Raw genomic sequence first — 12,052 nt, forward strand, 5'->3', positions numbered from 1 at the left:
TGTGCGAGGGAGGCGGATCCCATGGCAAGCCACGGAGCGCGGGGCCGGAGCGGTGGGCGGCCCACGCTCGAGGAGGTGGCCGCCCGTGCCGGGGTCGGCCGGGGCACGGTCTCGCGGGTGATCAACGGCTCGCCCCGGGTCAGTGAGGCGACCCGGGCGGCGGTCGAGGCGGCGGTCGCCGAGCTCGGCTACGTCCCCAACACGGCCGCCCGCGCCCTCGCGGCCAACCGCACCGACGCCATCGCGCTGGTCGTCCCCGAGCCGGAGACCCGGTTCTTCGCGGAGCCGTACTTCTCGGACATGCTGCGCGGTGTCGGCAGCGAACTGTCCGAGACGGAGATGCAGCTGCTGCTGATCTTCGCGGGCAGCGACCGGGAGCGGCAGCGCCTCGCGCAGTATCTGGCGGCCCACCGGGTGGACGGGGTGCTGCTGGTCTCGGTGCACGCCGACGACCCGCTGCCCGACCTGCTCGCCCAGCTGGAGATCCCGGCGGTGATCAGCGGTCCGCGCTCGGCCAAGGAGTCGCTGACGTCGGTGGACTCGGACAACTACGGCGGCGGCCGCTCGGCCGTGGAGCACCTGCTCTCCCGGGGCCGTCGCAGGATCGCCCACATCACCGGCCGCCTCGACGTCTACGGCGCCCAGCGCCGCGTCGACGGCTACCGCGACGCCCTGCGGGAGGCGGGCGTGGAGGTGGACGAACTCCTCGTCGAGCCGGGGGACTTCACCGAGGAGGGCGGCCGGCGGGCGATGGCCACGCTGCTGGAGCGCCACCCCGACCTGGACGCGGTCTTCGCCGGCTCCGACGTCATGGCGGCGGGCGCCCGCCAAGTGCTGCGCGAGGCGGGCCGCCGGATCCCGGACGACGTGGCACTGGTCGGTTACGACGACTCGGCCATCGCCCGCCACATGGACCCGCCGCTGACCAGCGTGCGCCAGCCCATCGAGGAGATGGGCCGCGCAATGATCGACCTGCTGCTCACGGAGATCGCCGACCGCCGTCCGGCCATGTCCCGGGGATTGGAGCGGCGGCATGCGGTGCTGCCGGCGGATCTGGTGGTGCGGGCGTCGTCGTGACGCCCGTCACGGTGCGGGACTGCCCCTGACCAGGGGCAGTGGACGCCGAAAACGAATCAGCCGGTGACCCGTCTTACGACGGAGTCACCGGCTGATCACACAGGGTGAGTGACGGGACTCGAACCCGCGGCATCCTGGACCACAACCAGGTGCTCTACCAGCTGAGCTACACCCACCATGACCGGTCTTCGACTTGGTGGTTTCCCCGACCGGCCGAGAAGAAGTCTACAGGGTCCGAAGGGGTGCTCGCGCACAGGTTTTCGCGGGGGCCTTTGACGCGGCCCTACCGCGCGGGCAGGACGTGCTTGGCGGCGATCGCCTTGGCGGTGTCGGAGTCCGGGCCGGGCTGCGGGACGAAGACGGCCTCGCGGTAGTAGCGCAGCTCGGCGATCGACTCGCGGATGTCGGCGAGGGCGCGGTGGTTGCCGTTCTTCTCCGGGCTGTTGAAGTACGCCCGCGGGTACCAGCGGCGGGCCAGCTCCTTGATGCTGGAGACGTCCACGATCCGGTAGTGGAGGTAGTCCTCCAGGGTCGGCATGTCCCGCAGCAGGAAGCCGCGGTCGGTGCCGACGGAGTTGCCGCACAGCGGGGCCTTGCCGGGCTCCTTCACCCACTGCCGTACATACGCCAGCACCTGTTCCTCGGCGTCGGCCAGCGTCGTGCCCCCGGCCAGCTCGTCGAGGAGGCCGGACGCGGTGTGCATCTGACGCACCACCTCCGGCATCGTCTCCAGCGCCGAGTCCGGCGGACGGATGACGATGTCCACCCCCTCGCCGAGTACGTTCAGCTCGGAGTCGGTGACGAGGGCGGCCACCTCGATGAGAGCGTCGTCGGACAGCGAGAGGCCGGTCATCTCGCAGTCGATCCACACCATGCGATCGTTCATGCGACCACCCTAAAGCTGACGTCCGCTTTTGGGATGCCCCGCGTCGATGCGGGACTCGCCGGGGACCGCCGCCCCCGGGCCGGGACACAGCGAGACAGGGAAGAAGAGGGGACGGGTGTGTGCCCGCCCCCTCTCTGTGTGCGCCTCGGTCAGTGGCCGGTGCGCGGCCCCGGCAGCAGGCTCACCGCGCCCGCGGTCTGGCGGCGGCTCTGCATCGGCACCGCGCTCTCCCGCTCCGGGTGCAGCACGGCGGGCGGGGCGCCCATCGGGCCGTGGCCGGGCAGGCCGACGGGTGCGCCCGTCGGGCCGGACGGGGTCATCGGCGGCTCGGTGTCACCGGGTCGCTCGCCCTGCGGCCGCCGGGCGCGGTAGGCGGCCCGCGGTAGGCGGCGGGGGACGAGCCGAGCTGGCGGCGGAAGTGCCCGCGCAGCGCGACCGGTGAGCGGAAGCCGCAGCGGCCCGCCACCTCGTCCACCGAGTAGTCCGACGTCTCCAGCAGCCGCTGCGCCTGCAGCACCCGCTGGGTGATCAGCCACTGCAGCGGTGCGCTGCCGGTGAGCGAGCGGAACCGGCGGTCGAACGTACGGCGGCTCATATAGGCGCGTGCCGCCAGTGTCTCCACGTCGAACTGCTCGTGGAGGTGTTCCAGCGCCCAGGCGACGACCTCGGCGAGCGGGTCGGCGCCGATCTCCTCTGGTAAAGACCTGTCGAGGTAGCGCTCCTGACCGCCGCTGCGGCGCGGCGGGACCACCAGCCGGCGGGCCAGCGCGCCGGCCGCCTCGTTGCCGTGGTCCGTCCGCACGATGTGCAGACACAGGTCGATCCCCGCGGCCGTACCGGCGGAGGTCAGTACGTCTCCGTCGTCGACGAACAGTTCGCGTGGATCCACGTGCACCGACGGATAGCGCTTGGCCAGCGTCGGTGCGTACATCCAGTGTGTGGTCGCCGGGCGGCCGTCCAGCAGTCCGGCTGCGGCCAGGACGAACGCCCCGGTACACAGCCCGACGATACGGGCACCCTCCTCATGCGCACGGCGCAGCGCGTCGAGCGCTTCCTCCGGCGGCGGTGAGGTGATCGAGCGCCAGGCCGGTACGACGACCGTCCCTGCGCGTGAGATCGCCTCGAGCCCATGCGGTGCGGTGAGTTCCAGGCCCCCCGTGGTCCGCAGTGGGCCTTCCTCGCCGGCGCTCACCAGCAGTCGGTAGCGCGGCACGCCGGCGTCCTGGCGGTCGATCCCGAACACCGACAGCGGAATGGAACTCTCGAAGATGGGGCCGCCGCTGAACAGCAGCACCGCGACGATCTCCTTGCGGCGTCGCCCGGAGAGTTTCCGGGCCGCGGCTTCCGGTGCGGCAGTGGAGTCGTGGCTCATCCTGCTAAGCCCCCCTCGGTGGTCGCGGCTCCTCGGTTGTGTCGCTCCTGCACGTTTCCCCTCGGTCCTGCACGAGTCCCCCGCCGTAAGACAGTCAAGATCGAATCTACTGGCTACCGCGGTCTCACGGTGGCCAGTTAGACACGCCGGACATTGTCGACATGACAACTTGGCGTGAAGCATTCGATCACGAAGGGTTGCACTCGTGGGCCGTGCAGGGAAGTGCGCCTTGTCGCAGTGGCCAAACCGCGTAGGGTGCGCGGGTCCGCTCAGACCCTTTCCGTGCAGGTGGAACGGGGGTTGGGGGGTAGGTGGGACCCCCTCAAGGGGGTATCCAGAAGTTGGCCGAAAAGAGGCGTTCAGAGGCGCAAAAACCGGTCAGTCGACCGGTGTCTTCTCCTTGGTGTGACGTCCGCCTCTTTGCGCGGCGCAACGCTCGGACCGCCGCAGTAGGACACGGCAGGCGGCCGTGACGGCGGCGAGGCCGAAGGCGGTGCCGGCGGCGCCGGCGAGCGAGGTGCCGTACCAGACGAGGACCACGGGTACGAGGACGCAGCTGAAGGCCGCCCAGCGGATCACGTCGCTCGTGGTGTCCGGGGCGGGGTGCGGGTCGGAGGTGGGGCGGGGTCCGGACATCACGTACTCCCTGTGGCGGTGACTCACCGGGTTCAACGCCTGTTCGATCGGTCGGTCACCGGCCGTCACTCCGGGAATCCTGTGCAAACCGCCTGTACGGGGCAGCAACCGTTGCGTTACGGGCGCTGCTCGTGCATGCTCCGGGGAACCCCTACGGACACCGGGGGGCTGCTTACGGAGCGTGTGCGGGATCTGGGCAGAGGAGGCGTGCCGCCGTACCCTTGGGGGTATGGGGTTGGGAAGACGAATCCCGGACACAGCTCCGCCACCCGATGTCACCCCCCACCCACAAAGGATCACAACGCCGAGACAGCCATGGCCGGTCACGAATTCTTCGAACCCGCGGACCGCAAGCGGCCCGTCGCCGATCCCACGGCGGCCGAGCCCCTCGCGGCGGAAGAGTCAAGCCCTTCCTGCGACCCCGCCTTCAAGCACGGTGTGGTCGTCGGCTTCGACGGCTCGACGTCCAGCGAGCGCGCCCTCGCCTACGCCATCGGCATGGCCCACCGCTCCGGCTCGGGCCTGATCATCGTCCATGTGGCCAACCGGCTGCCCACCACGGTGTGGGCCGGCTGCGAGCCGCCCGTCTTCGTCGACGTGCCGGACCACCGCACCGAGGTGCTCGGTCTGGAACTGGCCTGCGCGGACTATCTGGCCGAGGTGCCCTGGATCCTGGTCGAGCGCGGCGGTGACATCTGCCATGAACTCGAAGAGGTGGGGCGGGAGTACGAGGCCGACGCGATCGTGGTCGGCTCGACGCACGGCATCGTGGGCCGGATCTTCGGCTCCGTGGCCGGCCGGCTCGCCAAGCGCGCGCAGCGGCCCGTCATCGTCATTCCCTGAGTCGTTCCCCGAGATTTCGACGCTCTGTCAACTCCCTTGGTGCAGCGCAAAACTACTCATGCGTAGAGGTGTTTGTGCCCTTGTGAAGGGCATATACGGGTCACCGCGCAACTGCACATGCATGAAGGGAGCCCGCAGTGGACAACGACGTCTCCGCGGGAAGCGGAAACACCACCGTGGTCGGCCGACTCGCCCTGGGTGTCACCCTGTTGGCGTTCGGGCTCGGTACCACCGGCGTGATCGACGGCGTGGGGGCATCCGACGCCGTGTCACTGGCTCATTACGTGGGCGGCGTCGCCCTCTTCCTCATCGGTCTCCTGGCCTTCCGTGCCGGTGACAGCGCCTCCGGCACCGGCTTCGTCGCCCTCGGCGCGCTCTGGTTCACCTGGGCCGTCGCGGGTCAGATGTCGGCCAACGCGGCCGGCCTGTTCCTGCTGTTGTTCGCCCTCGTGGCGCTCACCCTGACCCTCGCGGGCGGGGACACCCTGGGCCAGGTCATGCACGGGCTGCTGTTCCTGGCGATGCTGGTGCTCGCCGTCGCGGCCTTCGCCGACAGCTCCTCCCTCGCGAAGGTCGGCGGCTGGGTGGCCGCGGTCTCCGGTGCGGTGGCGTGGTACGCGGCGACGGCCGCGCTCGCGCACTGGCCGACGGCGCTTCCCGGGCGTGCTGCGGGCCGGGGGGTGACGGCCGCCGGCTGAGTCGAGCAGCACGAACTGACCCCCACGTGAAGGTGGCACACGTGGGGGTCAGTTCTGTCGCGGCCGACTACTCGACCGTCACCGACTTGGCGAGGTTCCGCGGCTTGTCGATGTCGCGGCCCAGGACCTTTGCCGTGTGGTATGACAGCAGCTGGAGCGGGATACCCATGAGGATCGGGTCCAGCTCGTCCTCGTTCTTCGGGACGACGATCGTCTCGTCGGCCTTCTCCTGGCGCTGGTGAGCCACCGCGAGGATCTTGCCGCTGCGGGCCTTGATCTCCTCCAGGGCGGCGCGGTTCTTCTCCAGCAGATCGTCGTCGGGGACGATCGCCACCGTGGGCAGGGCGGGCTCGATGAGGGCCAGCGGGCCGTGCTTCAGCTCGGAGGCGGGGTAGGCCTCGGCGTGGATGTAGGAGACCTCCTTGAGCTTCAGGGAGGCTTCGCGGGCCACCGGGTAGCCCCGGACGCGGCCGATGAAGAGCATCGAGCGGGCGTCGGCGTACTGCTCCGCCAGCTTCCTGATCTCCTCCTCCTGCTCCAGGATCTCGGCGATCTGACCCGGCAGCCTGCGCAGGCCCTCGATGATCCGCTTGCCGTCGCGGACCGAGAGGTCACGGGTGCGGCCGAGGTGCAGGGCGAGCAGGGCGAAGGCGACCGTGGTGTTGGTGAAGCACTTCGTGGAGACCACGCAGACCTCGGGGCCGGCGTGCACATAGATGCCGCCGTCCGCCTCGCGGGCGATCGCGGAGCCGACCACGTTGACCACGCCGAGCACCCGGGCGCCCTTGCGCTTCAGCTCCTGGACGGCGGCGAGGACGTCGTACGTCTCACCGGACTGGGAGACCGCGACGTAGAGGGTGTCGGGGTCCACGACCGCGTTGCGGTAGCGGAACTCGGAGGCCGGCTCGGCGTCGGCGGGGATGCGGGCCAGCTCCTCGATCATCTGGGCGCCGATCATGCCCGCGTGGTACGAGGTGCCGCAGCCGAGGATCTTCACGCGGCGGATCTTGCGCGCCTCGCGGGCGTCCAGGTTCAGGCCGCCGAGGTGCACGGTGGAGAAGCGGTCGTCGATGCGGCCGCGCAGCACGCGGTCCACGGCGTCGGCCTGCTCGTGGATCTCCTTGTGCATGTACGTGTCGTGGCCGCCCATGTCGTAGGAGGCCGCCTCCCACTCCACGGTGGTCGGCTCGGCCGTCGTACGGGTGCCCTCGGTGGTGTAGGTGCGGAAGTCGTCGGCCTTGAGGGTGGCCATCTCGCCGTCGTCCAGCGTCACTATCTGCCGGGTGTGGGTGACCAGGGCGGCGATGTCCGATGCGACGAACATCTCCTTCTCGCCGATGCCGAGGACGACCGGGGAGCCGTTGCGGGCCACCACGATGCGGTCGGAGAAGTCGGCGTGCATCACCGCGATGCCGTAGGTGCCCTCGACGACCCGGAGGGCCTCGCGGACCTTGTCCTCCAGCTTCTCGGCCTGCGAGCGGGCGATCAGGTGGACGAGCACCTCGGTGTCGGTCTCGGAGAGGAACTCGACACCGTCCGCCTCCAGCTTGCGGCGCAGGTCGGCGGCGTTGTCGATGATGCCGTTGTGCACGACGGCGACCTTCTGGTCGGCCGACATGTGCGGGTGGGCGTTCACGTCGGAGGGGGCGCCGTGGGTGGCCCAGCGGGTGTGGGCGATACCGGTGGTGCCCTTGAAGCGCGCGGGGACCTTGGCCTCCAGGTCGCGCACCCGGCCCTTGGCCTTGACCATCTTCAGGCCGGCCGTCTTCGGGGAGGTGACGACGATGCCCGCGGAATCGTAGCCGCGGTACTCCAGGCGCTGCAGGCCCTCCAGGAGCAGGGGCGCCACGTCACGCTTGCCGATGTATCCGACAATTCCGCACATATATAGGTATTCCTCAGTCCGTGGTTCCTGGCTGGTTCTCAGCCGTAGACCATGCGGCGCAGCTGCCGGAGCGTCAGCTCCGGCGGTGCGACCGCCCGGTATTTCAGGTCCGCCTCGATCCGATCGAAGATCTCCGTGTTCTGCAGGCCCTGGGCCTGCAGTTCTCGGTGGCGGCGACGGACGTAGTCCTGCGTCGTCTCGTCGAAGTAGGCGAGCACGTCCTGTATCACCCGCAGCGCCTCGCCCCGGTTCAGGGGCGTGGACCGCGTCAGGTGATCGACAAGTTCCTCGTGCACCCGGTAGATCCTGGGCTACCGGCGCGAGTTTCGCAAGAATCGTGCCCGATTCCGGGCACGTGCATGTTGAAACTCTCATGGGGCTCTGTTCGCAAGCTGTCCATCCTGCGTCTTGTGCTGCGTCGCCCGGACCCACGAGTTTCAGACGCCATGGACATTCCTCGTATGGGAGTACCCGAGAAGCTGGCCGAGCGCATGAGCATGGCCGAGCAGCATGAGTACCTGCGCGCCAGATTCTCGCGGCGCACCATGATCAGAGGCGGTGCCGTCACTGTGGGCGCCGTCACGGGCGGCGCGTTCGTACCGGGCGGCACCGCCCAGGCCGCCGTACCGAGCCGGCGCAGCGCCTCCGCCGCCGAGGAGGTCGACGGCGCCCTCGTCGCCCCCTTCGGCCGCCACCTCGCCTACGGCAACGACCCGCGCTCCGAGATGACCGTCTCCTGGCAGGTCCCGGTCGCCGTCAAGAACCCCTTCATCCGCATCGGCGCCAACCCCTGGGACCTCTCCCGCAAGATCGAGGCCGAGGTCCGCAGCCTCTACACCCCGGCCGGTGTCGGCGCGAGCGGCGACCACACGCAGTACTACCTGCACGCCCAGCTCACCCACCTGCGCCCCGGCCGGACGTACTACTACGGCGTCGGTCACGACGGCTTCGACCCGGCCGAGCGGCACCTGCTGGGCACCCTGGGCACCTTCACCACCGCCCCCGCCCGCAGCGAGCCGTTCACGTTCACCGCCTTCGGCGACCAGGGCGTCAGCTACCACGCCCTGGCCAACGACAGCCTGATCCTCGGCCAGAACCCGGCCTTCCACCTGCACGCCGGCGACATCGCCTACGGCGACCCGGCCGGCCAGGGCAAGACCACCGACACCGGGTTCGACTCGCGCACCTGGGACCAGTTCCTGTACCAGACCGAGTCGGTCGCCAAGCAGATCCCGTGGATGGTCTCGTACGGCAACCACGACATGGAGGCCTGGTACTCGCCCAACGGCTACGGCGGCGAGGAGGCCCGCTGGACGCTCCCGGACAACGGCCCGGACCCGGAGAACCTCCCGGGCGTCTACTCGTTCGTCTACGGCAACACGGCGATCATCTCGCTGGACCCCAACGACATCTCCTTCGAGATCCCGGCGAACCTGGGCATATCCGGCGGAACCCAGACCAAGTGGTTCGAGGCCCAGCTGAAGAAGTTCCGGGCCTGCGACGACATCGATTTCGTCATCGTGTTCTTCCACCACTGCGCGTACTGCACGTCCAAGGCGCACGCCTCGGAGGGGGGCGTGCGCCAGGAGTGGGTGCCGCTGTTCGACAAGTACCAGGTGGACCTGGTCATCAACGGCCACAACCACCAGTACGAGCGCACCGACGTCATCAAGGGCGGCGAGGTCACCAAGAAGCTGCCCATCGGCGGCACCGCGTACCCCGAGACCGAGGGCGTGGTCTACGTCACCGCCGGTGCGGCGGGCCGCAGCCTGTACGCCTTCACCGCCCCGGACTCCTACGAGGGCAACGAGAACGAGGTCGACTCCGTGTCCTCGTTCATCTGCCTCAAGGACGGCGCCCGGCAGCCCGAGACCGTCACCTGGTCGCGCGTGCGCTACCTGAACTACTCCTTCCTGCGCGTGGACGTCACCCCCGCGCCGAAGGGCCGCTACACCACCCTGAAGGTCCAGGGCATCGCCGAGACCGGTGACCGGATCGACCACTTCACGGTGGCACGCCGGGCCAAGTAGGGCGTCTCCGGCAGCAGGCGGTCCGCTACATGCGTCGCAGGACCGCCTGCTTGGCCAGGGTGAACTCCTCGTCCGTCAGCACTCCCGAGCGGTGCAGCTCGCCCAGCTCCCGCAGCCGCCGCAGCAACGCGTCGTGATCGTCCTCGGCGGGGGACGCCTTCGTGAGCCGCGGCGGCTCGGGGCGTACGTCCGTCTCGGCGGGCGGCGCCGACGGGTGCGGCAGCCTGGCCTGTACGGCGGCCGCGACCAGGGCCATCAGCGGGTCCCTCTTGAAGCCCCACAGCTCGACGGCGTTGGGGTCGTACTTCGCCGGTGCGGTGGCGGGCGCGCCGCGCACGGTGAAGCGCAGATGACCGTTCTCCAGGCCCGCCGCCGGCTGCCACTCCACGGCCGTGATCTCGCTGAGCGGGATCGTACGGGGCCCGGTGGCGGCCTTCGCGTCCTCCGTCTTCCAGTTCCACTCCAGCCGCACCTGCTCGCCGTCGAAGCCCGCCGTGCCGTCCCCGGCCGAGGCGGACAGCGGCACGGACGGCCCCGGCAGCAGGTAACCGTCGACCGGGTCCGGTGAAACCCCGTCCAGCAGCAGGGCGCCTCGGACCTCGTCCGCGAAGTACTCGGCGACGCCGTACCGGTCGGACTCCACGGTCAGCTGATAGGGGTCGTGCGGCTCGGTGAGCCGGCCGCCGGTGGCGTGCAGCAGCGGGTCGGCGCCGTCGCGCAGCCGCAGCCTCAGCCGCCCGGACTTCTTCCCCTGCTCGAACGAGACCCCCGCCAACGCTCCCAGCGGTACGACGAGTTCACCCAGCGTGCCGCGCAACAGACCGATGTTCCTGTCCCGGCCCGGGGTCAGCCTGAGGGCGTCGCCGTCGAAGGCCCAGGTGCCGTCCCTCTGGATGATTTCCGCCATGCGGGGATTGTTTCACCGGATCTGCGGGAGAGTGGTCTTTACCACTCGTGAAGGGAGCGCATGTGAGACCGAACCACAGCACGACTCCCCGACTCACCCGGATCCTCGGGTCCCTGCTGCTTCTGGCGGCCGCAGGTGTGTTCACCGTCGGCGCCGCACCCGTCCCGAGCGCCGCCGCGACGACCCCGCTGGACCGGGTGGTCCCCGCGCCCGCCTCGGTCAGGCCCGCCGGATCCCCGTACCGCATCACCGGCGCCACCCAGCTCCGCGTCGACGACTCGGCCGAGGTCCGCCGGATCGGCGCCTACCTCGCCGGCATCCTGCGCCCGTCCACCGGCTATCCGCTGCCGCTCACCGCGCAGGGCACCGGCGGCATCCGACTCCACCTGGCCGACGGGCCGTTCGGCGCAGAGGGCTACCGCCTCAGCAGCGGACCCCACGGCGTCTCCCTCACCGCGCGCACCCCGGCCGGCCTCTTCCACGGCGTCCAGACCCTGCGTCAGCTGCTCCCGGCCTCGATCGAGAAGAAGACCGTCCAGTCCGGCCCCTGGCGGATCGCCGGCGGCACCATCGAGGACCGCCCGCGCTACGGCTACCGCGGCGCCATGCTGGACGTCTCCCGGCACTTCTTCACGGTCGCCCAGGTCAAGCGCTACATCGATCAGCTGGCCCTCTACAAGATCAACACGCTGCATCTGCACCTCAGCGACGACCAGGGCTGGCGCATCGCCGTCGACTCCTGGCCGCGCCTGGCCACCTACGGCGGCTCCACCCAGGTCGGCGGCGGCCACGGCGGCCACTTCACCAAGGCCGACTACCAGGAGATCGTCCGCTACGCCGGCTCCCGCTACCTGGAGGTCGTCCCCGAGATCGACATGCCCGGCCACACCAACGCGGCCCTCGCCTCCTACGCACAGCTCAACTGCAACGGCACCGCACCCCCGCTGTACACCGGCACCGACGTCGGCTTCAGCTCGCTGTGCGTGCCCAAGGAGGTGACGTACACCTTCGTGGACGACGTCATCCGCGAGCTGGCCGCCCTCACTCCGGGCCGCTACCTGCACATCGGCGGCGACGAGGCGCACTCCACCAGCCACGCCGACTACGTGAAGTTCATGAACCGCGTGCAGCCGATCGTCGCCAAGTACGGCAAGAAGGTCATCGGCTGGCACCAGTTGACCGGCGCCACCCCCGCCCAGGGCGCCCTCGCCCAGTACTGGGGCGTGGACGGCACCAGCGCGGCCGAGAAGGCCCAGGTGGCCAAGGCGGCCCAGAACGGCACCGGGCTGATCCTGTCCCCGGCCGACCGGGTCTACCTCGACATGAAGTACACCAGGAACACCAGGCTGGGCACCAAGTGGGCGGGCTACGTGGAGGTGAAGCGCTCCTACGACTGGAACCCGGGCGCCTACCTCCCCGGAGCACCCGCCTCGGCCGTCAAGGGCGTCGAGGCGCCGCTGTGGTCCGAGACGCTCACCAAGTCCGCCGACATCGAGTACATGGCCTTCCCGCGGCTGGCGGGAGCGGCCGAGCTGGGCTGGTCCCCGGCGGCCACCCATGACTGGGCCCGCTACAAGGTGCGCCTCGCGGCCCAGGGCCCGCGCTGGACCGCCCTCGGGATCACCTACTACAGGTCGCCCCAGGTGCCCTGGCCGACGAGCTGACCCACGTCCGACGGGCACCCCTGAGGACCGTACTCAGGGGTGCCCGTCCGTCTG

Annotated in this window: 10 protein-coding genes, 1 tRNA gene and 1 pseudogene; 5 read left to right on the forward strand and 7 right to left on the reverse strand. The window is 70.1% G+C overall.

The genetic code is table 11. The features are described 5' to 3' along the window. Positions 1–21: 21 nt before the first annotated feature. The gene (locus tag ACFY3C_RS04770; protein WP_386580174.1) at positions 22–1,077 is read left to right on the forward strand and encodes a LacI family DNA-binding transcriptional regulator; all 1,056 of its coding nucleotides are present in this window, start codon (positions 22–24) and stop codon (positions 1,075–1,077) included. A gap of 103 nt (positions 1,078–1,180) precedes the next feature. Here ACFY3C_RS04770 and ACFY3C_RS04775 read toward each other — a convergent pair. From ACFY3C_RS04775 to ACFY3C_RS04790, 4 genes and pseudogenes are all read right to left on the reverse strand, one after another. Further along, positions 1,181–1,253: transfer RNA gene (locus ACFY3C_RS04775), tRNA-His, on the reverse strand. Positions 1,254–1,360: 107 nt separating this feature from the next. Continuing rightward, positions 1,361–1,963, reverse strand: coding sequence for an oligoribonuclease (orn, locus tag ACFY3C_RS04780; RefSeq protein ID WP_386580173.1), 603 nt, complete (start codon positions 1,961–1,963; stop codon positions 1,361–1,363). Between the two features lie 149 nt (positions 1,964–2,112). Further along, positions 2,113–3,335: pseudogene (locus tag ACFY3C_RS04785) on the reverse strand (helix-turn-helix domain-containing protein). Between the two features lie 378 nt (positions 3,336–3,713). Further along, the gene (locus ACFY3C_RS04790; protein ID WP_386580170.1) at positions 3,714–3,971 is read right to left on the reverse strand and encodes a hypothetical protein; all 258 of its coding nucleotides are present in this window, start codon (positions 3,969–3,971) and stop codon (positions 3,714–3,716) included. Positions 3,972–4,286: 315 nt separating this feature from the next. Here ACFY3C_RS04790 and ACFY3C_RS04795 point away from each other — a divergent pair, with 315 nt between their 5' ends. Beyond that, positions 4,287–4,814 (forward strand): universal stress protein, encoded by a 528-nt coding sequence (locus ACFY3C_RS04795; RefSeq protein ID WP_094214432.1) that lies wholly within the window; start codon positions 4,287–4,289, stop codon positions 4,812–4,814. Between the two features lie 137 nt (positions 4,815–4,951). Further along, the gene (locus ACFY3C_RS04800; protein ID WP_386580168.1) at positions 4,952–5,512 is read left to right on the forward strand and encodes a GPR1/FUN34/YaaH family transporter; all 561 of its coding nucleotides are present in this window, start codon (positions 4,952–4,954) and stop codon (positions 5,510–5,512) included. A 67-nt stretch (positions 5,513–5,579) separates the two neighbouring features. Here ACFY3C_RS04800 and glmS read toward each other — a convergent pair whose 3' ends face one another. Together glmS and ACFY3C_RS04810 are read right to left on the reverse strand one after the other, a co-directional pair. After that, positions 5,580–7,397, reverse strand: coding sequence for a glutamine--fructose-6-phosphate transaminase (isomerizing) (gene glmS, locus ACFY3C_RS04805; RefSeq protein ID WP_386580167.1), 1,818 nt, complete (start codon positions 7,395–7,397; stop codon positions 5,580–5,582). A 38-nt stretch (positions 7,398–7,435) separates the two neighbouring features. Next, positions 7,436–7,693, reverse strand: a complete 258-nt coding sequence (locus tag ACFY3C_RS04810; RefSeq protein ID WP_386580165.1) for a hypothetical protein — start codon at positions 7,691–7,693, stop codon at positions 7,436–7,438. A gap of 165 nt (positions 7,694–7,858) precedes the next feature. On the opposite strand from ACFY3C_RS04810, the gene ACFY3C_RS04815 reads away from it, so the two are divergent. Further along, entirely contained in the window at positions 7,859–9,427 is a 1,569-nt protein-coding gene (locus tag ACFY3C_RS04815) for a purple acid phosphatase family protein (protein ID WP_390769695.1), read from the forward strand. Between the two features lie 25 nt (positions 9,428–9,452). Here ACFY3C_RS04815 and ACFY3C_RS04820 read toward each other — a convergent pair whose 3' ends face one another. After that, positions 9,453–10,334 carry a DUF4429 domain-containing protein gene (locus tag ACFY3C_RS04820; RefSeq protein WP_390769696.1) on the reverse strand — a complete coding sequence of 294 codons (882 nt, stop codon included), beginning with the start codon at positions 10,332–10,334 and terminating at the stop codon, positions 9,453–9,455. 62 nt (positions 10,335–10,396) lie between these two features. On the opposite strand from ACFY3C_RS04820, the gene ACFY3C_RS04825 reads away from it, so the two are divergent. After that, the gene (locus ACFY3C_RS04825; protein ID WP_390769697.1) at positions 10,397–11,998 is read left to right on the forward strand and encodes a beta-N-acetylhexosaminidase; all 1,602 of its coding nucleotides are present in this window, start codon (positions 10,397–10,399) and stop codon (positions 11,996–11,998) included. Positions 11,999–12,052: the final 54 nt, after the last annotated feature.

The sequence above is a fragment of the Streptomyces sp. NPDC001410 genome, from assembly GCF_042895235.1.
Classification (GTDB): Bacteria; Actinomycetota; Actinomycetes; order Streptomycetales; family Streptomycetaceae; genus Streptomyces.